General features: G+C 71.5%; 20 protein-coding genes and 2 pseudogenes. 11 read left to right on the top strand and 11 right to left on the bottom strand.

Annotated elements, in window-relative coordinates; translation table 11 throughout:
- Window positions 1-91 precede the first annotated feature (91 nt).
- Window positions 92-2,668 (top strand): aminopeptidase N, encoded by a 2,577-nt coding sequence (gene pepN, locus ACWGJ5_RS30595; RefSeq protein WP_453312873.1) that lies wholly within the window; start codon window positions 92-94, stop codon window positions 2,666-2,668.
- An 83-nt stretch (window positions 2,669-2,751) separates the two neighbouring features.
- Here the strand turns inward: pepN (ACWGJ5_RS30595) and ACWGJ5_RS30590 are convergent, their stop codons facing one another.
- The 3 genes from ACWGJ5_RS30590 to ACWGJ5_RS30580 form a co-directional block, all read right to left on the bottom strand.
- Window positions 2,752-3,510 carry an SDR family NAD(P)-dependent oxidoreductase gene (locus ACWGJ5_RS30590; RefSeq protein ID WP_453312872.1) on the bottom strand — a complete coding sequence of 253 codons (759 nt, stop codon included), beginning with the start codon at window positions 3,508-3,510 and terminating at the stop codon, window positions 2,752-2,754.
- Window positions 3,511-3,578: 68 nt separating this feature from the next.
- Window positions 3,579-4,943, bottom strand: a complete 1,365-nt coding sequence (locus tag ACWGJ5_RS30585) for a sigma-70 family RNA polymerase sigma factor (protein WP_453312871.1) — start codon at window positions 4,941-4,943, stop codon at window positions 3,579-3,581.
- A gap of 99 nt (window positions 4,944-5,042) precedes the next feature.
- Window positions 5,043-6,062: an aspartate-semialdehyde dehydrogenase gene (locus tag ACWGJ5_RS30580; RefSeq protein WP_453312870.1), complete on the bottom strand. Its 1,020-nt coding sequence runs from the start codon at window positions 6,060-6,062 to the stop codon at window positions 5,043-5,045.
- A gap of 318 nt (window positions 6,063-6,380) precedes the next feature.
- Between ACWGJ5_RS30580 and ACWGJ5_RS30575 the strand changes: the two are divergent.
- The 3 genes and pseudogenes from ACWGJ5_RS30575 to ACWGJ5_RS30565 all read left to right on the top strand — a co-directional run bounded on the left by ACWGJ5_RS30575 (window position 6,381) and on the right by ACWGJ5_RS30565 (window position 7,709).
- Window positions 6,381-6,917: pseudogene (locus ACWGJ5_RS30575) on the top strand (sigma-70 family RNA polymerase sigma factor).
- Window position 6,918: 1 nt separating this feature from the next.
- Window positions 6,919-7,497 carry a hypothetical protein gene (locus ACWGJ5_RS30570; RefSeq protein WP_453312869.1) on the top strand — a complete coding sequence of 193 codons (579 nt, stop codon included), beginning with the start codon at window positions 6,919-6,921 and terminating at the stop codon, window positions 7,495-7,497.
- A 2-nt stretch (window positions 7,498-7,499) separates the two neighbouring features.
- Complete coding sequence (locus ACWGJ5_RS30565; RefSeq protein ID WP_453312868.1) at window positions 7,500-7,709, top strand: hypothetical protein; 210 nt, start codon at window positions 7,500-7,502, stop codon at window positions 7,707-7,709.
- A 114-nt stretch (window positions 7,710-7,823) separates the two neighbouring features.
- On the opposite strand, the gene ACWGJ5_RS30560 is transcribed toward ACWGJ5_RS30565, so the two are convergent.
- Window positions 7,824-8,366 (bottom strand): CGNR zinc finger domain-containing protein, encoded by a 543-nt coding sequence (locus ACWGJ5_RS30560; RefSeq protein ID WP_453312867.1) that lies wholly within the window; start codon window positions 8,364-8,366, stop codon window positions 7,824-7,826.
- A 112-nt stretch (window positions 8,367-8,478) separates the two neighbouring features.
- On the opposite strand from ACWGJ5_RS30560, the gene ACWGJ5_RS30555 reads away from it, so the two are divergent.
- From ACWGJ5_RS30555 to ACWGJ5_RS30530, 6 genes are all read left to right on the top strand, one after another.
- Window positions 8,479-8,925 (top strand): VOC family protein, encoded by a 447-nt coding sequence (locus ACWGJ5_RS30555; protein ID WP_453312866.1) that lies wholly within the window; start codon window positions 8,479-8,481, stop codon window positions 8,923-8,925.
- A gap of 2 nt (window positions 8,926-8,927) precedes the next feature.
- Complete coding sequence (locus tag ACWGJ5_RS30550; protein ID WP_453312865.1) at window positions 8,928-9,890, top strand: pyridoxamine 5'-phosphate oxidase family protein; 963 nt, start codon at window positions 8,928-8,930, stop codon at window positions 9,888-9,890.
- A 28-nt stretch (window positions 9,891-9,918) separates the two neighbouring features.
- A complete protein-coding gene (locus ACWGJ5_RS30545; protein WP_453312925.1) occupies window positions 9,919-10,392 on the top strand; it encodes an NUDIX hydrolase in 474 nt (157 codons plus the stop codon).
- Between the two features lie 201 nt (window positions 10,393-10,593).
- Complete coding sequence (locus ACWGJ5_RS30540) at window positions 10,594-12,342, top strand: TIGR03767 family metallophosphoesterase (protein ID WP_453312864.1); 1,749 nt, start codon at window positions 10,594-10,596, stop codon at window positions 12,340-12,342.
- A gap of 95 nt (window positions 12,343-12,437) precedes the next feature.
- Entirely contained in the window at window positions 12,438-13,580 is a 1,143-nt protein-coding gene (locus tag ACWGJ5_RS30535) for a serine hydrolase domain-containing protein (RefSeq protein WP_453312863.1), read from the top strand.
- A 151-nt stretch (window positions 13,581-13,731) separates the two neighbouring features.
- A complete protein-coding gene (locus ACWGJ5_RS30530; RefSeq protein WP_453312924.1) occupies window positions 13,732-15,099 on the top strand; it encodes a glycosyltransferase in 1,368 nt (455 codons plus the stop codon).
- On the opposite strand, the pseudogene ACWGJ5_RS30525 reads toward ACWGJ5_RS30530, so the two are convergent.
- The 4 genes and pseudogenes from ACWGJ5_RS30525 to pepN (ACWGJ5_RS30510) form a co-directional block, all read right to left on the bottom strand.
- A pseudogene (locus ACWGJ5_RS30525) lies at window positions 15,040-15,417 on the bottom strand (GNAT family N-acetyltransferase); the annotation flags it as partial. The gene ACWGJ5_RS30530 and the pseudogene ACWGJ5_RS30525 overlap by 60 nt on opposite strands.
- 46 nt (window positions 15,418-15,463) lie before the next feature.
- Window positions 15,464-16,273, bottom strand: a complete 810-nt coding sequence (locus ACWGJ5_RS30520) for an SGNH/GDSL hydrolase family protein (protein WP_453312862.1) — start codon at window positions 16,271-16,273, stop codon at window positions 15,464-15,466.
- A 169-nt stretch (window positions 16,274-16,442) separates the two neighbouring features.
- Window positions 16,443-17,492: a hypothetical protein gene (locus tag ACWGJ5_RS30515; RefSeq protein WP_453312861.1), complete on the bottom strand. Its 1,050-nt coding sequence runs from the start codon at window positions 17,490-17,492 to the stop codon at window positions 16,443-16,445.
- 207 nt (window positions 17,493-17,699) lie between these two features.
- A complete protein-coding gene (pepN, locus tag ACWGJ5_RS30510; RefSeq protein ID WP_453312860.1) occupies window positions 17,700-20,279 on the bottom strand; it encodes an aminopeptidase N in 2,580 nt (859 codons plus the stop codon).
- A gap of 140 nt (window positions 20,280-20,419) precedes the next feature.
- On the opposite strand from pepN (ACWGJ5_RS30510), the gene ACWGJ5_RS30505 reads away from it, so the two are divergent.
- Complete coding sequence (locus tag ACWGJ5_RS30505; protein WP_453312859.1) at window positions 20,420-21,070, top strand: mycothiol-dependent nitroreductase Rv2466c family protein; 651 nt, start codon at window positions 20,420-20,422, stop codon at window positions 21,068-21,070.
- Between the two features lie 178 nt (window positions 21,071-21,248).
- On the opposite strand, the gene ACWGJ5_RS30500 is transcribed toward ACWGJ5_RS30505, so the two are convergent.
- The 3 genes from ACWGJ5_RS30500 to ACWGJ5_RS30490 all read right to left on the bottom strand — a co-directional run bounded on the left by ACWGJ5_RS30500 (window position 21,249) and on the right by ACWGJ5_RS30490 (window position 24,422).
- The gene (locus ACWGJ5_RS30500) at window positions 21,249-21,896 is read right to left on the bottom strand and encodes a superoxide dismutase (RefSeq protein ID WP_453312858.1); all 648 of its coding nucleotides are present in this window, start codon (window positions 21,894-21,896) and stop codon (window positions 21,249-21,251) included.
- A 118-nt stretch (window positions 21,897-22,014) separates the two neighbouring features.
- A complete protein-coding gene (locus tag ACWGJ5_RS30495) occupies window positions 22,015-23,400 on the bottom strand; it encodes an amino acid permease (RefSeq protein WP_453312857.1) in 1,386 nt (461 codons plus the stop codon).
- 125 nt (window positions 23,401-23,525) lie between these two features.
- A complete protein-coding gene (locus ACWGJ5_RS30490; RefSeq protein ID WP_453312856.1) occupies window positions 23,526-24,422 on the bottom strand; it encodes a TauD/TfdA dioxygenase family protein in 897 nt (298 codons plus the stop codon).
- Between the last annotated feature and the right edge of the window lie 4 nt (window positions 24,423-24,426).

Raw genomic sequence — 24,426 nt, 5'->3', positions numbered from 1 at the left:
CGCCCCGCCGACCGGCGGTATCCGGACATCGCTTTCCCTGTGGGTCCCATGGAAGGATGGCGCAACCGACACATAACGAGGAGATGACCGCGTGCCTGGCACAAACCTGACTCGCGAAGAGGCGCAGCAGCGGGCCGAGCTGCTCACTGTTGACTCGTACGAGATCGATCTCGACCTCTCCGGCGCGCAGGAGGGCGGTACCTACAGGTCCGTGACCACGGTGCGCTTCGACGTGGCCCGCGGCGGTGCCGAGTCCTTCATCGACCTGGTGGCGCCCACCGTCCACGAGGTCACCCTGAACGGTGACGCGCTCGACCCCGCCGAGGTCTTCAAGGACTCGCGGATCGCCCTGCCGGGCCTGCTGGAGGGCCGTAACGTCCTGCGGGTCGTCGCGGACTGCGCCTACACCAACACCGGCGAGGGCCTGCACCGCTTCGTCGACCCGGTCGACGAGCAGGCCTACCTCTACACCCAGTTCGAGGTCCCGGACGCCCGCCGGGTGTTCGCCTCCTTCGAGCAGCCGGACCTGAAGGCCACCTTCCAGTTCACCGTGCGGGCGCCCGAGGGCTGGACGGTGATCTCGAACTCGCCGACCCCGGAACCGCAGGACAACGTCTGGTCCTTCGAGCCGACCCCGCGCATCTCGTCGTACATCACCGCGCTGATCGTCGGCCCGTACCACTCCGTGCACAGCGTGTACGAGAAGGACGGGCAGAGCGTGCCGCTGGGCATCTACTGCCGCCCGTCCCTCGCCGAGTTCCTTGACGCGGACGCGATCTTCGAGGTGACCCGGCAGGGCTTCGACTGGTTCCAGGAGAAGTTCGACTACGCGTACCCCTTCGCGAAGTACGACCAGCTGTTCGTGCCCGAGTTCAACGCGGGCGCGATGGAGAACGCGGGTGCCGTCACCATCCGCGACCAGTACGTCTTCCGGTCCAAGGTGACCGACGCGGCGTACGAGGTCCGCGCGGAGACGATCCTGCACGAGCTGGCCCACATGTGGTTCGGCGACCTCGTCACCATGGAGTGGTGGAACGACCTGTGGCTGAACGAGTCGTTCGCCACCTACACCTCCATCGCCTGCCAGGCCGCCGCGCCGGGCTCGCGCTGGCCGCACTCGTGGACCACGTTCGCCAACTCCATGAAGACCTGGGCGTACCGGCAGGACCAGCTGCCGTCCACGCACCCGATCATGGCTGACATCCGCGACCTGGACGACGTGCTCGTCAACTTCGACGGCATCACGTACGCCAAGGGTGCGAGCGTGTTGAAGCAGCTCGTCGCGTACGTCGGCGAGGACGAGTTCTTCACGGGCGTGCAGGCCTACTTCAAGCGGCACGCGTTCGGCAACACCCGCCTGTCCGACCTGCTCGGCGCCCTGGAGGAGACCTCCGGCCGCGACCTGAAGACCTGGTCGCGGAAGTGGCTGGAGACCGCGGGCATCAACATCCTCCGCCCGGAGATCCAGACGGACGCCGACGGTGTGGTCACCTCCTTCGCCGTCCGCCAGGAGGCCCCGGCCCTGCCCGCCGGCGCCAAGGGCGAGCCGGTGCTGCGCCCGCACCGCATCGCCGTCGGCCTGTACGACCTCGACGACGCGAGCGGCAAGCTGGTGCGCACCGAGCGGATCGAGCTGGACGTCGACGGCGAGCTGACGGCCGTACCGCAGGTGACCGGCAGGCGCCGGCCGGCGGTCGTCCTGCTCAACGACGACGACCTGTCGTACGCCAAGGTCCGCCTGGACGAGGAGTCCCTGAAGACGGTCACCGAGCACCTCGGCGACTTCCAGGAGTCCCTCCCGCGGGCCCTGTGCTGGGCCTCGGCCTGGGACATGACCCGGGACGCCGAGCTGGCCACCCGGGACTACCTCTCCCTGGTCCTGTCCGGCATCGGCAAGGAGTCCGACATCGGCGTGGTGCAGTCGCTGCACCGCCAGGTCAAGCTCGCCATCGACCTGTACGCCGACCCGGCCGCCCGCGAGTCCTTGCTGGCCCGGTGGACCGACGCCACGCTGGCCCACCTGCGTGCGGCCGAGCCGGGCGGCGACCACCAGCTGGCCTGGGCCCGCGCCTTCGCGGCGACGGCCCGCACCCCCGAGCAGCTGGACCTGCTGGAGAGCCTGCTGGAGGGCACGCAGACCGTCGAGGGCCTGGCCGTGGACACCGAGCTGCGCTGGGCCTTCGTGGAGCGGCTGGCGGCGGTCGGCCGCTTCGACGAGGCGGAGATCGCGGCCGAGTACGAGCGGGACAAGACGGCCGCGGGTGAGCGGCACGCGGCCACCGCCCGCGCGGCCCGCCCGACCCCGGAGGCCAAGGCGGAGGCCTGGTCCTCGGTGGTCGACTCCGACAAGCTGCCGAACGCCGTGCAGGAGGCCGTGATCGGCGGCTTCGTCCAGACCGACCAGCGTGAGCTGCTGGCGCCGTACGCGGACCGGTACTTCGAGGTCGTCAAGGACGTCTGGGACGCCCGTTCGCACGAGATCGCCCAGCAGATCGCCATCGGCCTGTACCCGGCGGTGCAGGTCTCCGAGGCGACCCTCGCCAAGACCGACACCTGGCTGGGTGCGGCCGAGCCGAACGCGGCCCTGCGCCGCCTCGTCTCGGAGTCCCGCTCTGGCGTCGAGCGGGCCCTGAAGGCCCAGACGGCGGACGCGGCGGCCGGCAAGTAGCACGGCGGCAAGGGCGCCCGGCCTGTGCGCCGGGCGCCCTTTCGTGTGCGCACGGCTCGCCGGTCCGGGCGCCCTTTTCCGGCTCAGCGAGCGACGATCCCGCCGGTGACGTCGACGAAGGTGCCGGTGATGCCGGCCGCCCGGTCGGAGGCGAGGAAGACGGCGGTGGCGGCGACCTCGGCGAGGGTGGGGTTGCGGCGGGTCATGCGCATCGTCGCGAGGTTGTCGACGATGCCCTGGACGGCGGCCTCGTCGATCGCCGGGTTGACGGCGGACAGCTTCCCGACGGTGAACGTCTCGGGCACCCCGGCCGCCCACAGCCCCACGGCCCGCACCCCGCGCGGACCCAGCTCGATCGCCAGGTTCCGTACGAGCGTGTCGATCGCGGCATCGGCCGGTCCCGTGCCGCCCATCATCGGACTGCCGTGCGCGGAACCGCTGTTGAGGGTGAGGACGACTCCCGAGCCGCGCTCGGCCATGCGGCGCCCGGCGGCGCGGGCGGTGATGAAGTTGGCACGGGCGCCGTTGATCACCGGCCGCAGGAAGTCGTCCACGGGCATCTCGGTGAGCGGGGCGCCCTGCACATCGCCGCGGGTGACGAGGTTGAACGAGATGTCGACGTCGCCGACGCCCGCGAGGTGCTCCTCCACCGCCGCCTCGTCGAGGGCGTCCACGACGGCGACCTCGGCGTCCTTGAGGCCGGCCGCCGCCGCCTCCAGCGTCTCCCGGGTGCGGCCCACGAGGTGCACCCGGGCGCCCTCGCCGGCGAAGGCACGGGCCACCGCACCGCCGATCGAGCCGCCGGCGCCGTAGACGATCGCGGTCTTGTCGGTGAGCAGCATGGTGAACTCCTTCGGAAGTGGTGTCCGTTTCACCGGTACAGACGTACGGCACCCCCGGCGCTCATCGCTCACAGCCGCAGCGGCAGTCCGAACGCCGGGAACAGGTGCGGTTCGAAGGAGGTGATCTCCGTGATGCGGCCCGCGGCGTCGAAGCGGAGCACGTCCAGGACCTGGGCTCGGTAGACGTTCGTACCGGGGCGGCGGACGTAACCCCCGGCCGCGAGCTGCCCGTTGGCCCGGGCGGGCAGGTGGCGCCAGTGGCCGAGGAACATGGGGGACGCGGGGTCGAGGCTCGGCCGGAGGAAGGCGAGCAGCGCCTCGCGGCCGGTGAACCAGAACGGGTTGGGCGGCATCGTCAGCGTGACGTCCTCGGCGAGCAGCTCGGCCATCGCGTCGAAGTCGAGCCGCTCGGCGGCCGTCATGTACCGCTGGAGCGCGGCCCGCTGGGCGTCCGTCGGCGGGGTGGCCGTCCAGTCCGTACGGCTCGCGGGCAGCTGATCGCGCAGGGCCGGGCGGGCGCGTTGCAGTGCGCTGTTGACCGAGGCCACGGAGGTGCCGAGCATCTGCGCGGTCTCGGCGGCGGTGAGTCCGAGCAGGTCGCGCAGCACGAGCGCGGCCCGCTGGCGGCCGGACAGGTGCTGGAGCGCGGCCAGCAGGACCAGCTCGACGGTCTCGCGCGATTCCGCCGCGCTGTCCGGCAGCTCGTCGTCCGGGTACGGCTGCAGCCAGGTGATTCGGGCCGGTGGCTCGCCGTTGCCGTGGTCCATGCCGGGCAGCGGCTCGTAAGCCTGCGGGCGGCGGGCGGTACGGCGCTGGAAGTCCAGGCAGGCGTTGGTCGCGATGCGGTACAGCCAGGTACGGGCGCTCGCCCGGCCCCGATAGCCGTCCCGGCCCCGCCAGGCCCGCAGGAACGTCTCCTGAACCAGGTCCTCGGCGTCGTCGTAGGAGCCGGTCATGCGATAGCAGTGGGCGCGGATCTCCCGCCGGTACGACTCGGTGAGGGCGGCGAAGGCGCCCTCGTCGAAGGGCGTGGCGTCGGATTTCGTCGCGTCGGTTCGCGTCACGGGGGAGTCCGTGACGCAAACCGCGCCGGCAGTCCCGTTCCCGGGTTTTTCCGTCACGCCGGGCCCTGTGACGCAATGGTCAGTGGTCTGCCGGGTCTCCTGCGCGAGCCGTGCGACACGGCGCAGCCGGGCCACCGAGGCGGACAGTTCGGTCACGCCCGCGTACAGCTCGGAGGCCGGCCGCGGCACCAGCGAACCCGCCTGCCGGCCGACCGACTCGATCAGCTCCTCCAGGCCCCCGCCACCGTCCTGCCGCTCCCGGTAGGCCTTCTGCCGGCAGGCCGCCGAGCAGTACACCGAGCTACGGCCCCGGCGGCCGGCCCGCGCCGGAAGAGGGCCGCCACAGGTCGCGCACGTGTCCACGGCCACCTCCCGCTCGCAATCCGGGTCAGCGATCCTCGCACGGCGGTGGAGGACACGACAGGGGCGGCCACGTGACCGTGACCGCCCCTGTGGCGCAGCTGCGGGTTACTTCGAGGACAGCTCCGCCGCCACCAGCTCCGCGATCTGGACCGCGTTCAGCGCGGCGCCCTTGCGGAGGTTGTCGTTGGAGATGAACAGCGCCAGGCCGTTGTCCACCGTCTCGTCGCGGCGGATGCGGCCGACGTACGACGGGTCCTGGCCGGCCGCCTGCAGCGGGGTCGGGATGTCGGAGAGGGCGACGCCCGGGGCCCCGGCGAGCAGCTCGGTGGCGCGCTCCGGGGAGATGGGGCGGGCGAAGCGGGCGTTGACCTGGAGGGAGTGGCCGGAGAAGACGGGCACGCGCACGCAGGTGCCGGAGACCTTCAGCTCGGGGATCTCCAGGATCTTGCGGGACTCGTTGCGCAGCTTCTGCTCCTCGTCGGTCTCGTTGAGACCGTCGTCGACGATCGAGCCCGCCAGCGGGAGCACGTTGAAGGCGATGGTGCGCTTGTAGACCTGCGGCTCGGGGAAGTCGACCGCCCGGCCGTCGTGGGTCAGCTTGTCGGCCTCGTCGGCCACCTTCTGCACCTGGCCGTGCAGCTCGGCCACGCCCGCGAGACCCGAGCCGGACACCGCCTGGTAGGTGGCGACGATCAGCCCCTGAAGACCGGCCTCCTCGTGCAGCGGCTTCAGGACCGGCATCGCGGCCATCGTGGTGCAGTTCGGGTTGGCGATGATGCCCTTGGGACGGTCGGCGACCGCGTGCGGGTTCACCTCGGAGACGACGAGCGGGACCTCGGGGTCCTTGCGCCAGGCGGAGGAGTTGTCGATCACGACGGCGCCCTGGGAGGCGACCTTCTCGGCCAGCGCCTTGGAGGTCGTGCCGCCCGCCGAGAAGAGCACGATGTCCAGGCCGGTGTAGTCGGCGGTCGCCGCGTCCTCCACCGTCACCCCGTCCAGCACGGTGCCGGCCGAGCGCGCCGAGGCGAACAGGCGCAGCTGGGTCACCGGGAAGTTCCGCTCCGCGAGGATCCTGCGCATGACCGTGCCGACCTGACCGGTGGCTCCGACGATTCCGACCCTCACAGTGACTCCCTCTTTGTGTCTCGTGCATGACCGGGGCTTTTCCATCATGCGGCCGACCCCGGTCCACCTGTCCAATTCTTTGCGAGGCGTGCCCGAGGAGTGGGACACGATCACCCGGCGAACAGTTCCGTACATCCGTCCAACATGCCCCTGAGCTGGAGAAATTCCCTCCGCCGGGCGCCGGGGCCGCAAGCTGTGCTGTCCTGTGCCTGCCCGTACGCCTCCCCGGCCACACGGCGATGTGACGTACGCCTCTGCGCACCGCCGGAAGCCGGTCCGAACTGTGGGGGACGCGCGGACCGTACCGGGGACGATCCGCTGGACGCGGCCCAGGAACGCCGGGTGCGGGCGGTGCTCGCGCTCGGCGGCGTGCCGCAGTCGGACCTGCCGGACGGGGTGCAGCAGGTACGGCTGCGGCTGCTGGAGGGGACCGCGAGCGGACGGGAGGCGCCGCGGGACGTCTCGGAGTGGGCGGCGGTGGTCGCCTCCAACCTCGCCATGGACTGGCACCGGGCCGAACGTCGCCAGGTGGGGGTGCCCCCACGCCCTTGAGGCAGTGGGGGAGGCTGGGGGAGCGGCCGGCCGCACTGCGCGAGCCCGCGCACCCCTCCGGCGAGGAGACCAGCCTGCTCTCCCTCGCCGTCGCCCAGGGCCTGGACGACCTGCCCGCCGCCCAGGGCCTGGACGACCTGCCCGCCGCCCAGCGGCAGGTGCTCGTCCTGCGCTTCTTCGCCGACCTGCCCGTCCGGGCCATCGCCGAGGAACTGGGCATCCCCCGAGGGCACGGTCAAGAGCAGGCTGCACACGGCGGTCCGCGCCCTGCGCGAGCGCCTGCACGAGGACGAGGTGGTGTGACGTGACCGCCGGACATGGCAACGCCGGGGAGTACGGCGGTATGGACGCGCTGATGGCGGCCATCACGGGGGAACCGCTGCCCGAGGAGGCCCACCGCGATCCCGCCTTCCTCGCCGAACACCGGGCGGCCGAGGTCGACCTGGCGGTGCTGAGGGAGCAGCTGACCGGGCTCGCGGACGCGCTGACCGGGGAGCGGGCGGACGGGGCGGTGCCCGCCGAGGAGGCCGTGAGTCCTCGGCCGGCGCCCGGCCCGCGCGGTGTCACGCGACCGGTGAGGGCAGGGCGCCGCCCTCCGCGGCCCCGGCGGGTGCTGCGGATCGCGTTCGGGTCGCTCGCCGGGGCCGCGGCCGTCGCCCTGGTCGTCGGGTTCGGCTGGATGGTGACGCACTCCGGTGCCCCGGACGACAACAGCGCGGGCGCCGCGGACAAGAGCGTGGGCGACGCCCCGGCCGGGGTCTCCGGGGACGGCGGGCGGCCGTCCGAGCCGGAACTCGACCTGGCCTGCTCCAGGCTGGTCGTGGAGGGCACCGGGCCGAGGTGCAGCCGCGGAAGTCGTCCCCCTGGTCCCGGATCACGCTGACCGTGATCCGCTCCCACAAGCCCGCGCACGGCCCGGCCCGGGTCAGCTTCCTGTTCGACGGCGGCGCGAAACCGGCCCCGCGCCCGGGCCGGCACGTCCTCGTCCAGGTCGGCGTGGGCCGGCAGAACGCGAGCCTGTGGGCGGTCGGGGACACTCGCGTGGCCGTCGACCGTGCCTGGATCACGAGGCGCTGCCCCGGTCCCGGCAGCTGACCTGCCCGGCCGGGGAGGCGCCGGCCGACAGGCCGTGAGGGGCGGGTGCCCGACGTTGCGGCGCGACCTTCTCGATCTTCATGCTGCCGACCCCCGCGACCGCGCCGCGCGCGGTCAGTGGTCCTTCGAGCGCGCGTAATGCCGGGAGGCCTTCGCGCGGTTGCCGCACGCGGCCATCGAGCACCAGCGGCGGGTGCCGTTCCGGGACGTGTCGAAGAAGTGCAGGATGCAGCTGCCGCCGGAGCAGGTCCGGATGCGCTCCGGGGCGCGGGTGATCAGCTCCAGGTAGTTCCGGGCGGCGCGCCAGGCCGGCGCCCACGACGGATCGGTGAACTCCGGCTCCTCGGCGGGGCCCTCGGGGGTCAGCCGGGCCCGGATCCGTCCGTGTGCCAGTACGGCGTCCACGAGCGGCGCGGCCTGGGCCGGTGACCCGTGCACCGCGGCCTTGATCGCCTCGCGCGCCTCGCGCAGATGCTCCAGCGTCTCCGCGTCGGCCGTGTGCTCCCCGGCCAGCCCGTTGCCGGCGAGCCACACGGCCAGCCCGTCGGTGCCGTCGAGCAGGTCCTGGGTGACGCCTTCCCGGTTCCACCGGGTGTTGAGCAGGTCGAGCGCGAGGGGTTCGCCGGTGAGGGGGCGGGGGTCGGGCAGGGCGGTCATCGGGCACTCCTTCCGTCCTAACCGCTCAATTGTATGTGAGTGGTTGACCTTCTGGCTCCTAACCCTCTAATGTAAAGAAAGAAGGTTAGGTAGCAGCTCGAAGGAGAACACCATGACTCCGCGCATCGCGCACGCCGGTCTGAACGTCACCGACCTCGACCGCTCGCTCGCCCTGTACCGCGACCTCCTCGGCTTCACGGTGCTCGCCGAGGGCAAGGAGGACGACCGGCGCTGGGCGATGCTGGGGGAGGGCGGCGGCGCCCCGCTCGTCACCCTCTGGCAGCAGGCGCAGGGGTCGTACGACAGCGGTCGCCCCGGACTGCACCACCTCGCCTTCACGGTCGACTCGATCGACCGCGTCCGGGAGTACGAGACCGCGCTGCGGGACGCCGGAGTCGACTTCGCCTATGACGGTGTGGTCGCCCACCGGGAGGGCGGGACCTCGGGCGGGATCTTCTTCCACGACCCGGACGGCATCCGCCTGGAGATCGCCGCCCCCCTCGGCCCCGACGGCGCCCCGGCGCCCCACTCGGAAGCCCCGACCTGCGGTTTCTTCTAGCCATGGGCACCTATCACGCGGGCTCGCTCGCCGTGCAGGAACTGTTGGGCGTCCGCGACCGCGCCGACCATGTGGGCCGCTCCCTCGGCCAGGACATCAAGCCGATCGCGGCTGCCTTCCTGGAACTGCAGCCACTGCTGGTGGTGGGAGCGGCGGACCCGGGGACGGGGAGGGTGTGGGCGTCGGCGCTCACGGGGGCGCCGGGTTTCGTCCGGGCCACCGGGCCCCGCCGGATGTCGGTCATGACGGATTGGCGGCAGGGCGGCCGACCTGAAGGGGCGCAGGACTGCGTTCGGTCCGCGGCTACCGCCGACCCGCACCCGTACGACGCCCTTGGCGACCCACTCACCGTGGCGCTGAAAACGCAGGGCACCCGCATCGGCACCATCGCCCTGGACCCCCGAACCCGCCGCCGCATGCGCCTCAACGGCCGGCTCGGACCGACCCCCCGCGGCTTCGCCGTAGAGGCGGACCAGGTCTTCTCCAACTGCCCCAAATACATCCAGCGCAGGGAGACGTACGAGACACTCGGCGACCGCACGCCAGGCACCCCCCACCGCCTGACCGAACTCGACCCGGAGCACACGGAGTTCATCCACGCGGCCGACACCTTCTTCCTGGCCACGGTCCACCCCGCCGGAGCCGACGTCAGTCACCGGGGCGGCAACCCGGGCTTCGTCCAGGTCGCGTCCCCGCACGAACTGACCTGGCCCGACTACCCCGGCAACGCCATGTTCCTCACCCTCGGCAATCTGCGAAGCACCCCCCGTGCCGGACTGCTCTTCCTCGACTGGACGACCGGCACCACCCTCCAGCTCACCGGCGAGGCGCGCGCCGAGTTCACGGCGGCCGGCGAGCGCAACGTACGCTTCACCCTCACCGAGGCCCTGTGGACCCCGGCCGCCTTGCCGCTGCGCTGGTCCGCGCCCGAATATTCACCGGCGAATCCGGACGTTCGGGACTAACCTCCCTGGGATGCGACGGAACTTGAGGGTGGCGGCCTACGCCGTGTGCGTCCGTGACGGACAGATCCTGCTCGCGCGTTCACCCGGTCCCGACGGCACCCCGGAGTGGGTGCTGCCGGGTGGCGGCATGGAGCACGGCGAGGACCCGTACGACACCGTCCGCCGCGAGGTCGGCGAGGAGACCGGTTACCGCATCGAGGTGACCGGTCTCCTCGGCGTGGACTCGTTCCGGCTGACCCTGGGCCGGCGCCGCCGGCACCGGCGTCGTACCGACCACCATGCGCTGCGGCTCGTCTACGAGGGAGAGGTCGTCGGCGGTGAACTCCGGTACGAGGTCGGGGGATCCACCGATTTCGCGGCATGGCGGGACCTTTCGGTCGTACCGGACCTGAACCGGGTGCCCCTGGTCGACACCGCCCTGCGCCTCTGGCGGGAACGCCCCGCGAACGGGCATCTCGCCGCCGGAACCCGTGCCCTACCCCAACAGATGAACGAGGAGTAACTGCCCCTGGGCCGCGCGCAATCCACTCCATGACCGCGACCCCCACCCCGTGATCCACGTACGGTGATGGGCGCTGCGCGTTGCCGCCGCGTTCACACGCAGGTCATCCCCGGTGCCAACGATCCAGAGTGAGCGGGGCGTTCGCGACAGCGACGGCCCGCGAACACTGCCGACGCGTTCGCACTCGGGGAGATCGCGCCAATGCCGCGCATACGCTCTGTCGCCGCCTCCGCCCTGGAGGTCAACCGCCGTACCGTCCTCGCCGCCGCCGGAGCGGTCTCGCTCTCCGCGGGCGTCGGCTACGCCCTCCGCCCCACCGACAGCGAGGCCGCCACCGCCCCGGCGCCGGTCGCCCACTCCGGGCAGGCCACTCCGGCGGTCCCGCTCGCCCCCTACACCAAGGGCACCACGCTCGCCTCCGTCGCCGCGCCCCGGAACGGCTCCGGCTACCGCCGGCTCGGTGACGGGCCCGGCTGGGCGCGCGTGGTGCGCGGTGAGCTGGCCACGCCCAAGTCCGGCCGCGCGAGCCGCCGCCGCGCCCTCGCCGCGTTCGTGCAGTTCACCGACCTGCACCTGATGGACGTCCAGCACCCCCTGCGCTGGGAGTTCCTGCGCGCGGCCGACCCGCACTCCTGGCGGCCGCAGGAGGCGCTCACCGTGCCCGGAGCGATCTCGCTGGTCGAGCGGGTCAACGCGCTGCGGGGCGCCCCCGTCACCGGCGCCCCGCTGCACTTCGTGATGACCACCGGCGACAACACCGACAACAACGCCCACTCCGAGCTGGAGTGGTTCATGAAGGTGATGAGCGGTGGCCGCATCAGCCCCAACTCCGGTGATCCCAAGCACTACGAGGGCGTGCAGAACAGCGGTCTGCAGCTGTTCTGGCAGCCCGACGCCGCTCTGCGCGACTACGACAAGACGCTCGGCTTCCCGCAGCTGAAGGGCTTCCTGGCCGCCGCGATCCGCGAGGTGCAGAGCCCCGGCCTCAACCTGCCCTGGTACTCCACCGTCGGCAACCACGACGCCCTCCCGCTCGGCGCCTACGGCTCCCACGGCGACCCCTACCTCGCCGAGGCGGCCATCGGCGGCAAGAAGCTGATGAACGTCCCGGCCGCCGATGCGAAAAAACTCCTGGCCTCCATCAACAACGGAACCGACGCCAAGGGCACCGGCTACCGGGACTTCCTCAAGGCCCACGCCCGCTCGATGCGTTCGGTCACGCCGGACGAGAAACGCGCCCCCTACACCCCCGCCGACTACCTCAAGGCCCACCTCGACCCCGCCCACCAGGGCCACGGGCCGGTCGGACACGGCTACTCCTCGGCGAACCTCGACGCGGGCACCCAGTACTACGCCTTCCGCATCTCCGACGACGTCATCGGCATCAGCCTCGACACCACGGACGCCGGCGGCTACTACGAGGGCTCCGTCGGCACCGCCCAGCTGAAGTGGCTGGACAGGACGCTGAAGGACAACAAGGACTCCTACGCCGTCGTCTTCAGCCACCACACCAGCAAGTCGATGGACAACACCCGCCCCGACCCGGCCCGCCCCGGCGAGAAGCGGCACAGCGGCGCCGAGGTGGTCTCGCTGCTGTCCGCCCACGCCAACGTGCTGGCCTGGGTGAACGGGCACGTCCACCGGAACGTCATCACCCCGCACCAGGCCTCCGGCGGCCGCTCCTTCTGGGAGATCTCCACCGCCTCGCACATCGACTTTCCCCACCTGGCCCGCATCATCGAGCTGGTGGACAACAAGGACGGCACCATCTCCCTGTTCACCACCCTGATCGAGGCCGCCGCCCCGCACCGCACCGACTTCGCCGACCTCTCCCAGACCGGCCTCGCCGCCCTCTACCGAGAGCTGGCCTACAACGCCCCCAACGCCAGCAAGACCCTCGCGGGCGGCGCGGCCGACCGGAACACGGAGCTGGTGCTGAAAAAGGGCTGAATGTCACCCAACCGGCCTATTGCAGAGCAACCTTCGCGCATTCCTGGAAAGTTTCCTCCCCTGACCGCACCGAACAGCACAGGTTGGGGGAAGACATGCGCGTACGCACGACCCTGGTGGGCGCCACCGCCCTGCTCCTCACGGCGGCCCTCGCGGCTCCGGCCGTGGCCGCCACCGGCGCCCACCCCGCCGTCGGGCACTCCCACGCCGGCACCCGCAAGGCCATCGAGGCCGCGGTCGCGGCCGGGGTGCCCGGGGTGACCGCCACCGCGAGGGACGGCCGCGGCACCTGGTCCGCCACCGCCGGCGTGGGCGACCGCCGCACCGGCGAGCCGCGTTCCACCGCCGACCGGTACCGCGTCGGCAGCATCACCAAGACCTTCGTCGCCACCGTCCTGCTCCGGCTGGAGGCGGAGGGCCGGCTGTCGCTGGACGACACGGTGGAGAAGTGGCTGCCCGGCGTCGTCCAAGGGCACGGTCACGACGGCCGCCGCATCACCGTCCGGCAGCTGCTGAACCACACGAGCGGCATCTTCGACTACACCGGCGACGCGGACTTCGGCCGGGCGTTCTTCACCGCGGACGGCTTCTCCCGGCACCGCTACGACACGCTTGCACCGGGCGAGCTGGTGACGATCGCCATGAAGCACGAGCCGTACTTCGCGCCGGGAACGTCCTGGAAGTACTCCAACACCAACTACGTCCTGGCCGGAATGGTGATCGAGAAGGTGACGGGCCACTCGTACGCCACCGAGATCGAGCGCCGCGTCATCGCGCCGCTGCGGCTGCGGGGCACCTCGCTCCCCGGCACCCGGATCACCGTGCCCCGCCCGAGCAGCCGCGCCTACTCGAAATTCCTCGATCCGACGGGTCCGGTGTACGACGTCACGACCCTGAATCCGTCCCTGGCCTCGTCGGCCGGTGAAATGATCTCCGACTCCGCCGATCTCGACCGCTTCTACAGCGCCCTGCTCGGCGGAAAACTCCTGCCGCCGAAGCAGCTGAAGGAAATGAAGACCACCGTGGAGGCCACGGGCATCCCGAACACGCGCTACGGCCTCGGGCTCATGGACACGCGGCTGACCTGCGGTGTTCATGTCTGGGGGCACAGCGGCGGCATTCACGGGTCCGCGTCCTCGGCGGTCACCACGTCGGACGGCCGCCATGCGATCGCCTTCAATTTCAACGGCGACTGGGCCGGGGACATGCAGTCGGTGATCGACGGAGAATTCTGTTAGCCACCGTTTCATCCACGTCATTCCGTGTTAACCCGGACGCAATGTCCGTACCGCCTCATATCGGCTATCCCGCTTTGGACGGGGATGGCTCGATCTTCTCGATCATTTATGCAAGGCGGGTGGTCGCGTGCGCGCGAGGCACGGACTGCGTGTGCTGTCGGTCTACGAGGGCTTCTTCTCCGGAGGAGCCCGGATCGTGCACAGTGACGTCGTACTGGGACTGGCCGAGGGCGGCCAGTCCCACCAGGTGCTCAGCATCCATGGCGAGGTCCATCGCGAGGCCACCCGGCAGCGCATGGAGGACGACCACTGCTACCGGGCGCTGACCGCCGGCGGGGTCGGCGTCACCTCGCTCGGCCGCAGCGCGGGCCTGGTGGACGGCTCGCTCGCAGCGAACGCTTTCAGCGGACCCGAGCTGGCCGAAACGGCTCGGTCGATGGCCGGGGCGGATGTGATCCTCTCCCTGAAGGAGCAGCCGCTGGCCCTGCTCAACCAGGCCGGCCTGCCCCGTCGCCCGGTCGTGGTCGGTCTGCACCGCTCCGACCCGGAGAACCAGGGCCCCGCCCTGGAGGAGCTGAAGGCCGCCATCGCCGACGGCACGGTGGCCGCGTGCGTGTGCTGCGCCGAGTCCACCCGGGCCGCCTACGAGGCCGCCGGCATCCCGGGCCGGCTGCTGCACGTCATCCCCAACGGCGTCGACCTGCTCCGCTTCCGCCCGGACCCGGCCGCGCGCGTCGCCCTGCGCGCCTCCCTCGGGATCGCGGACCGGGCGCCGGTGGTCGTCTTCGCGGCCCGGTACGCCGCGATGAAGAATGTGCCCCTGCTGCTCCGGGCGGCCCGCGCCTGGCTGGCCCGGGAGGGCGGCGGGCACATGCTGATGTGCGGTGCCGGGATGACCCCCGGCAACTCCGGACTGCGCGTGGACCTCGCCGACGCCTTCGCCGATGCGCCGTCCCTCACCGACCGGGTGCACCTGCTCGGCGTGCGGCACGACATGCCGGCCGTGTACGCCGCCGCCGACGTCGTCGCCCTGACCTCCGTCTCCGGGGAGGCGGCGCCGCTGTGCCTGATCGAGGGCATGATGTGCGGCGCGGTCCCGGTGACGACCGACGTCGGCGACAGCGCCTCGATCGTGGAGGGCCTCGGCTTCGTCACCCCGCCGGACCCGGCCGCGATCGCCCTGGCGTGGTCCGCGGCGGCCGGCGGACGCACCGAGCTCGCGCCGGCCCTGGACGCCGCCCGCGAGCGCTTCAGCCGCACCCGCATGATCGCGGCCTACGCCGCCCTGCTCGACGAGGTGTACGCCTCACACGTCGGCGGGCAGCGGGTCGTGGCGCAGCACGCTGTAGGCGACGCCGTCGCGCCAGCGGCCGTCCCGGAAGACGATGCCCCGCAGTACGCCCTCGCGGGTGAACCCGGCCTTCTCCAGGGCCCGCTGCTCGGCGATGTTCTCGGCCTCGGTGTCGGCCTCGATCCGCATCACGGGGGTGTGGGCGAAGAGGTACCGGACGAGCTGTAGCTGGGCCCGGGTGCCGATGCCCCGGCCACGGGCCTCCGGCAGCAGTTGGGCGCCCATGTTCCAGCAGTGGGTGGAGGCCGTGACGACGACCTTCCGCCAGGCGACGAACCCCAGCGGCTCGGTCCCGGCCGTGACGATCAGCTGGCCGCCGTCCTCGCCGAGCAGCCGGTTCTCCGTCCAGCGCTGCCGGAACCGCCGCGGGTCGGTGTAGCCGTACCACTGGAACGGCCCCGCCGTCTGCGGCTCGGTGAGGAAGCGCTCCAGCAGGGGGAGGTCGTCCTCGGTGACGGGGCGCAGGGTCACGTCTTCGGCAGGCATGAACCAGAGCGTACGGCTCGGCCTGTCAGGACCTCGTCAGGACCCGTCAGGAAACCCGGTCGAGCACCGGGAGGTAGCCGAGCAACTGGCCCGGTGCCGTGGGGTGGTACGACTCGGTGGGGGCCAGCACGTCGACGCTGTGCAGCCAGGGGGTCGCGGAACAGATCTCGTGGCCGGCGAAGGCTGCCCTGACGTCGGCGTAGGCGAACCCGTGGGCGGCGGCGCGGCGGGCGATCACCGCGTCGAGGTGGTCCACACCGTCGTTGATGGCGGCGCGCGCGGTGTCCTGGAGGCCGGCTTCGCAGGTGCCTCTGAGGTGGTACAGGTGCGGATAGCCGAGCACCACGACGTGGGCGGCGGGAGCCCGGTCCCTGATGGCCGAGTAGAGCCGGTCGAGGCTGTCCCCCAGGGACCCGTCCACCGTGGCGCGGGCCGCGGCGACGGCTGACAGGCAGCGGCTGGTGCCGCCCAGCGCGCAGGTCGTCATGACGCCGACGAAGCCCGCGTCGCTGCCGCCCACGGTGAGGGTGACCAGCCTGGTGCCTGGGCCGAGCGTGCCGAGCTGACCGGACAGGACGTCGCTCGTCCGGGCGTGGTTGCACGCGGAGAAGGCGAAGGTCGCCACCCTGTGCGCCGAGGCCCACAGGACCGGGTACGCCCGGCCGCTGCGCTTGCAGTTCGTGCCGGTGGGGAGGTAGTCGCCGGCACCGAGCCCGGCGGAGTAGGAGTCGCCGAGGGCCGCATAGCCCACGGCTGCCGTCGGGGGCGCCGCCTGTGCCGTGCCGGGGCCGGCGACGAGGCAGGCCGTGGCGAGCACGAGGGCCGCCGAACACGCGGCTGTCCGGGTATGTCGCATACCTCTCATCTTTCGTGGCCCGGCCCGCGCCGCCCGCGAGGCTCGTCCGTTCGGGTGAACCGATGACCAGGCGTGACGCACGAGGAGGGGCCGACGGAATCGCCCGGTGGCCCCTCCTCTCCCCTCCTGAGGGCTCGGATCGGCCCTCCCGATGCCTTCCGGTCCGTCACTACCGGGGAAGCACCACGACGTAGGCGGCCGGGTCACGGTCCGCCGAGGCCATCAGGGCCGTGCGGACCACCGCCGCCTGCTGTTCCATCGCGTTCCGGAGCTTCTTCGGCGTGATGTACACGACGGTGATCCCGAGGCGTTCGAGGTGCTCGCGCTTGCGGGCGTACTCCGACCACAGCGCGTCGTCTTCCTGCCGATGGCCTTGCCGGGGCGCCCGGGTGTCGAGCTCCACCGCCACCGCCTGGTCCGGCCAGTACGCGTCCAGGCCGCCGAGGTGCGGGCCGCCGGGCAGCCGCAGGTCGACGTTCCAGACCGGGTCGGGCAGGCCGTACTCGCCGACCATCCGGTACAGGCGGTTCTCGGCGATCGAGCGGCCCTCCGCCACGAGCGCGTCCACCGCGTTCGCCACGTGCGGGCGGTTGAGCAGCTTCGCGCTGGTCAACTCCCGTACGACAGCGGCTGGTTCGCAGTGACGGCCACGCACCGCCTCGGTCAGCAGCCGCCGTACCGCCTCCGCGTCCGTCAGGTCCGCCACCGCGTCCGCCAGCGCCCGCGGCACCGGCGCCACCGGCAGACCCGTCACCGCGTTGGGCGTGGGCAGGGCGGGGGTGCGCAGGACGCGGACGTAGCCCGTGGTGCGGATCCGGCGCAGCCGGGGGACCAGGACGTCGACGTGGTTCAGGGAGAGCAGCGGCGGGGTGGCGGAGAAGCCGTAGAGGGTGAGGGCCGCGAGGCCCGTGATCATCGCCTCCGCGTAGACCGGCCGGTGCGGTTCCTCCGCCGTCGGCTGGGCCGGGACGCCCGGCGCGGACTCGCGTGCCGCGTACAGCAGCGCCCCGTGCAGACGCTCCTCGTTCGTCGCGGGGCCGGGGTGGAGGAGGACCACGTTCGGCAGCAGCTGCTGCCAGGGGCCGCCGGGGCGGCAGTGCTCGGCCAGTTCTGCCGTCGTCACTCCGTGGGAGCGGAGCTGGGCCGCCGTCAGGACGCGGCGGTGGGCCTCGGAGAGGTGGCGGAGGGGGCGGGGGGAGAGCGGGGTGTTGTGCGTCATGGCGTCGGGATTCCCGCGCTCAATCCCACCTTTAACCGCTGTTACACGGCCGTCGAAGAATGCGGACAAGGGGGGACTAAAGGTCAGGTGTTCGGATGCCGAGTAGGGACGGGAAACCCCTGGTCCGATCGGGTGCGGACCAGGGGTTACGGTTCCGATTGACCGAATTCCGTAACGGTCACCGGCGGCCCAAGCTCAGGCCAAAGGTCAGTCGTTGGCGGCCGTCACGTCGCACTCCTGTGCGCGCAGCGCCCGCGCCAGGTCGTCCCGCGCCTCCAGCACCAGCCGGCGCAGCGCCGGCGCCGCGTCCCGGTGCGCCTGAAGCCACGCGTCCGTCGCCTCGAGCGTCTCCGGCCGGTCCTGCAGCGCCGGGAACAGGCCCCGTACGACGTCCATGCCGATCTGGATCGACCGCTCCCGCCACACCCGCTCGATCACGGTGAAGTACTTCTCCGCGTACGGCGCCGTCAGCTCCCGCTGCGAGGGCTGGCCGAAGCCCGCGATGGTCGCCTCCACCAGCGCGTTCGACAGCGCGTCGGACTCCACCACCTGCGCCCACGCCTGCGCCTTGACCGCCGCCGACGGGCGGGCGGCAAGGCAGCGGACCTGGTGGCGCTTGCCGGACGCCGTGTCGTCGCGGGCCAGTTCGGCCGCGAGGACCGACTCGTCGGCCACGCCGTGCGCCGCCAGCGGTTCCAGGAACGCCCAGCGCAGCTCCTGGTCCACCTCCAGGCCGTCGATGGTCTCCGCGCCGTCCAGCAGGCGCTTGAGCAGGGCGAGGTCCGTCTCGCCGGACGCCACCGTCGCGAAGAACCGGGCCCACGCCAGCTGGTGCTCGCTGCCGGGCTCGGCCGCCTCCAGCTCCCGCAGCGCGCCCTGCGCCAGCAGCTCACCGCCGGTCCGCCGCCACTCGGGCGCCGCATAGTGCACCAGTGCCGAGTTCGCCCACGCGTGCAGCATCTGCAGCACGCCGATGTCGGACTCGCGGCCCGCGAAGCGCAGCACCAGACCGACGAAGTCCCGCGCCGGCAGCAGCGCGTCCCGGGTCATGTTCCACAGCGCCGACCAGCACAGCGCCCGGGCCAGCGGGTCGGTCAGCGCGCCCAGGTGCTCCTTGAGGTTCGTCAGCGAGGTGTCGTCGAAGCGGATCTTGCAGTACGTCAGGTCGTCGTCGTTGACCAGGACCAGGTCCGGGGCCTCGGCGCCCGCCAGGTCCGCGACGACCGTGCGCGGCTCGTGCGCGTCCGTCTCCACGCGCGCGTACCGCTCCAGCGCGCCCTCGGGCGTACGCCGGTACAGGCCCACCGCGATGCGGTGCGGGCGTTCCTCGGGATGCGACTCCGGCGCCTCCTGCACCACCGCCAGCTCGGCCACCCTGCCCTGCGCGTCCAGCAGCACCTGCGGCGTCAGCGAGTTGACCCCGGCCGTCTGCAGCCACGAACGCGCCCACGCCGACATGTCCCGGCCGCTGGTCTCGCCCAGCGCCGACAGCAGGTCGCCGAGACGGGTGTTGCCGTACGCGTGACGCTTGAAGTAGCGGCGGGCCCCCTCCAGGAACGCGTCCTGGCCGACGTACGCCACCAGCTGCTTGAGCACCGAGGCACCCTTGGCGTAGGTGATGCCGTCGAAGTTCAGCTTGGCGTCCTCCAGGTCACGGATGTCCGCCGTGATCGGATGCGTGGACGGCAGCTGGTCCGCCCGGTACGCCCAGGCCTTGCGGCGGTTGGCGAAGGTGATCCAGGCGTCCTTGAAGCGGGTCGCGCCGACGTTCGCGAACGTGCCCATGAAGTCCGCGAAGGACTCCTTCAGCCACAGGTCGTCCCACCACTCCATGGTCACCAGGTCGCCGAACCACATGTGCGCCATCTCGTGCAGGATCACGTTGGCCCGCGCCTCGTACGACGCCTGTGTCACCTTGCCGCGGAAGATGTACTCCTCGCGGAAGGTCACCAGGCCCGGGTTCTCCATCGCGCCCAGGTTGTACTCGGGCACGAACGCCTGGTCGTACTTCCCGAACGGGTACGGGTAGTCGAAGTGGTCGTGGAAGAAGTCCAGGCCCTGCTTGGTGACCAGGAAGACGTCGTCGGCGTCGAAGTGCGGGGCGAGACCCTTGCGGCACATCGCGCCGAGCGGGATCTCCAGCTTGGTACCGTCCTCGAACACCCGCTCGTAGGAATCCGTCACATAGTGGTACGGCCCCGCCACCACGCACGTGATGTACGTCGAGATCGGCTTGGTCTCCGCGAACCGCCAGACGCCATCGGCCCGTTCGCCCGCGCCGTTGCTCCACACCGTCCAGCCCTCCGGCGCCCGCACCTCGAAGCGGTACGGCGCCTTGAGGTCCGGCTGCTCGAAGTTGGCGAAGACGCGGCGGGAGTCGGCGGGCTCGTACTGGGTGTAGAGGTAGACCTCGCCGTCCTCGGGGTCGACGAAGCGGTGCATGCCCTCGCCGGTGCGGGAGTAGGCGCACTGCGCGTCCACCACCAGCTCGTTCTCCGCCGCCAGGTCCTCCAGCGCGATCCGCGAGCCGTCGAAGACCTGACCCGGGTCCAGGTCCCGGCCGTTGAGCGACACCGAGGTCACGCTCGGCGCGACCAGGTCGGCGAAGCTGGACGCGCCCGGCTCGTTGCAGCGGAAGCGGATCGTGGTCACCGAGCGGAACGTGCGCGGCTCGCCCTCTTCGTCGCCTACGGCGGACCTGAGGTCCAGGGACACCTCGTACCCGTCGACGGACAGCAGGGCGGCCCGCTCCCGGGCCTCGTCACGGGACAGATTCTCACCGGGCACGGACGGCACTCCCTTGTGATCGCGTGGATGAGGCTGAACAGGACCGATCCTGCCATGTGCCCCTGACAGGGGTCAGCAGGGAATGCGGGTCGCGAGCACGTCGTTGGGGGTTGAAAAGTGTCTTTGCGCTGAGGAGAGCCATGTCCGAGTCCGGCAAGACCCCCGTCGACTTCTGGTTCGACCCGCTGTGCCCGTGGGCCTGGATGACGTCCCGCTGGGTGCTGGAAGTGGAGAAGGTCCGCGACATCGAGGTCCGCTGGCACATCATGAGCCTCGCCGTCCTCAACGAGAACAGGCTGGACGAGCTGCCCGAGGAGTACCGGGAGATGCTCGCCACCAAGGCCTGGCAGCCGGTCCGGGTGGTCACCGCGGCCTGGCAGAAGCACGGCGACGACATCCTCGGCCCCCTGTACACCGCGCTCGGCACCCGCATCCACAACAACGGCGAGGGCCCGACCCTGGAGGCGGTCGCCGGCGCCCTCGCGGACGTCGGCCTGCCCGCCGACCTCATCGACCACGCCGAGCAGCAGGACTTCGAGTACGACGCCGAGCTGCGCGCCTCCCACAAGGAGGGCATCGAGAAGGTCGGCCAGGACGTCGGCACCCCGGTCATCGCGGTGCCCGGCCCCGACGGCGAGCAGATCGCCTTCTTCGGCCCGGTCGTCACCCCCGCCCCGAAGGGCGAGGAGGCGGCCCGCCTGTGGGACGGCACGCTCGCCGTGGCCTCGGTACCGGGCTTCTACGAGATCAAGCGGACCCGGACTCAGGGGCCCGACTTCAGCAACCTGTAGGCCCGCTCGCCGCATACCGCCGTCTCTTCCTGCGGTTGCGCAACAAGCTCGACGTGCCCTGCGGGCAGGAACAGGGGGAGGACCCCCGCGAGTCAGGTCCACGCGGGGGTCCTCCTTCATTCGCCTGCCGTCGTGAAGGGTGAGAAGACGATCACGAGGCAGGACGGGCGACGGGCTCTCAGGGAGCCATCAGGAGCACGTCGGCACGGGACTTGGCGGCCTGGTGGCGGCGGGCCACGTCCTGCCAGTCGACGACCTGCCACATGGCCTCGACGAAGTCCGCCTTCTGGTTCCGGTACTGGAGGTAGAAGGCGTGCTCCCAGGCGTCGAAGACCAGGATCGGGGTGGAGCCCTGGCCGACGTTGCCCTGATGGTCGTAGACCTGCTCCACGATCAGCCGCCCGCTCAGCGGCTCGTACGCCAGCACGCCCCAGCCGGAGCCCTGGGTGGTGGCCGCGGCCTTGGAGAGCTGGGCCTTGAAGGCGGCGAAGGAGTCGAAGGATTCTTTGACGGCCTCCGCCAGCTCGCCCACGCCGTCGGCCGCGAGCGGCTCGCCGCCGCCGTCCTTCGGGCCGGTCATGTTCTGCCAGTAGATGCTGTGCAGGATGTGGCCGGAGAGGTGGAAGGCCAGGTTCTTCTCCAGCCCGTTGACGGATCCCCACGCCTCCTCGTCCCGCGCCTCGGCGAGCTGCTCCAGCGTGTCGTTGGCGCCCTTCACATAGGCCGCGTGGTGCTTGTCGTGGTGCAGTTCGATGATCTCCGGGCTGATCACGGGGGCGAGCGCGGAGTAGTCGTAGGGCAGGTCGGGCAGCGAGTAGACGGGCATGGGAGATCCCCTCCGTACCTTATTGCAACTTACTTGCAACTACACGCTAGCAACAAGAGTGACGGGCGACAGAAAGGCCCCCACGTGTCGCACGTGGGGGCCTTCGCCGGTGCCCGACTCAGCGCCTGGCGCGGGCCCGCTGCCAGAGGTAGCCCACGACCGCCAGGAACAGGGTCATGCCGCCGGTCGAGAAGAGCTGGACGCGGGTGTCCGGCTCGCGGGCCATCAGCGCGAAGATCGCGACCATGCCGGCCAGCGCCACCCAGGTCAGCCACGGGAACGCCCACATGCGCACGACCAGCCGCCCGGGGGCCTCGCGCTCGATACGGCGGCGCAGCAGCAGCTGCGAGACGGCGATGAAGATCCAGACGACCAGGATGACCGCGCCGATCATGTTCAGCAGCCACGGAAAGACGTCGTTCGGGCGCCAGTAGCTCAGCAGCACGCAGACGAAACCGAAGAAGCAGGAGGTGAGGACCGCGATCCGCGGGACCCCGCCGGACAGCTTGACCAGCGCCTTCGGGCCCTGGCCGCGCTCGACCAGCGAGTAGGCGATGCGCGAGGAGCCGTAGATGTTCGCGTTCATCGCGGACAGCAGGGCGACCAGGACGACCACCTCCATCAGCCGGCCCGCGCCGGGGATGCCGAGGTGGTCGAGCGCGGCGACGTACGGACCCTTCTCCACGACCTCCTTGGAGTTCCACGGGACCAGGGTGACGACGACCGCCATCGAGCCGATGTAGAACAGCGCGATCCGCCACATGGCCGTGCGGACGGCGGACGCCACGCCCCTGACCGGGTTCTCGGACTCGGCGGCCGCGATGGTGACCGTCTCCAGACCGCCGTAGGCGAAGACGGAGGCGAGCAGGCCGACGAGGAGGCCCTGGTTGCCGTGCGGCATGAAGTCGCTGAGGTTCGAGGCGCCGGGGGAGTGTGTGCCGGGGAGCACACCGGCGATGGCCAGCACGCCGAGGACCAGGAACAGGCTGATCGCGCCGACCTTCAGCGCGGCGAACCAGAACTCGAACTCGCCGAAGTTCTTCACGGCGGCCAGGTTGGCGCCGCAGAACACCACCATGAACAGGGCCACCCACATCCACTGCGGGGTGCCGGGCAGCCAGCCCTGGACGATGTTCGCGGCGCCGATGCCCTCCAGGCCGACGGCCGTGCACAGCAGCACCCAGAAGGACCAGCCGGCGGCGAAGCCCGCCCAGGGGCCGATCGCCCGCTCGGCGTGCGCGGAGAAGGAGCCGGAGGAGGGGTGGGCGGCGGACATCTCGCCCAGCATCCGCATCACCAGCATCACCAGCAGGCCGGAGAGCGTGTAGGCGATGACGATGGACGGACCGGCGGCGGCGATGCCCGCGCCGGAGCCGACGAACAGACCCGCGCCGATCACACCGCCCAGGGCGATCATCGACAGGTGGCGCTGCTTGAGGCCGTGGGAGAGGGAGGCACCGTCCTGTTGCTGTGGCGGTGTCTCGGTGGTCGTGCTGCTGGGCATGTGCGCGGCTCTCCCGGGCAAGGCAATGGGCGGGCAAAAACCCCGTCAGTCTGGGCGGCCCGTCCGCTCACACGGAGGGGCCGCCCAGTATCCGGACACCCTCTGCACGGAGGGTGAGAGTCCGGTTACGCCGCCGCGAGCACCGGCGTGTAGTGCGAGGCGTCGCCCTCGATCGAGTGGCTCTCCTTGCCCTCGATGCCGACCGGGACGTCACCGGCGACGGTCACCCGGTGCAGGCGGCGCGGCCGTCCGTCGTAGTTGTCGACGGCGTAGTGCTGGGTGATCCGGTTGTCGAAGAGCACCAGCTCGTTCTCCGCCCAGCGGTGGCGCAGGATGTTCTCCGGGCGGGTGACGTACGCCTGGAACAGGTCCAGGATCTTGCGGGACTCGCCGGCGGACAGGCCGACGATCCGCTGCGCGAAGCCGCCGATGAACAGCCCGCGCTCCCCGGTCAGCGGATGCACCCGGACCACCGGGTGCGCGGTGCGGTACTTGATCGAGGTGAACTGGGCGCGCTGGGCGGCCTTCTCCTCGTCGATCTCCTCGTCCGGTACGGCGTAGTCGTAGTCGTTGGTGTGCTCGGCCCACAGGGTGTCGGCGAGGTGGCGCAGCGGCTCGGGCAGGTCCCGGTAGGCGGCGGCCGCGTTGGCGATCAGGGTCTCGCCGCCGTACGGCGGGACGGTGATCGAGCGCAGGGTGCTGGCCTGCGGCGGGTTGAGCACGAAGGTCACGTCCGTGTGCCAGTGGTTGGCCCGGCCCCGCTCGCTGTCCACGGGCAGCACGTTCGGGGCGCCGTCGACCGCGCCGACCGTCGGGTGCGCGGTGGTCAGATCGCCGAAGTGGCGGGCGAAGGCCTGCTGGCCCGCGTCGTCCAGGGTGCCCGCGTCGAAGACGAGCGCCTTGTGGACGTTGAGGGCCTCGCGGATCGCGCCGACCTCCTCCGGCGCGAGCGGGCTGGTGATGTCGACGCCGAGGACGCGGGCGCCGGTGCGTGCGGTGACCTTGGCGATCTCGATGGACATGTGC

The sequence above is a fragment of the Streptomyces sp. NPDC054783 genome (genome assembly GCF_053611725.1).
The sequence above is the reverse complement of the archived record's forward strand: the minus strand, read 5'-3'. Positions and strand labels throughout refer to the sequence as shown.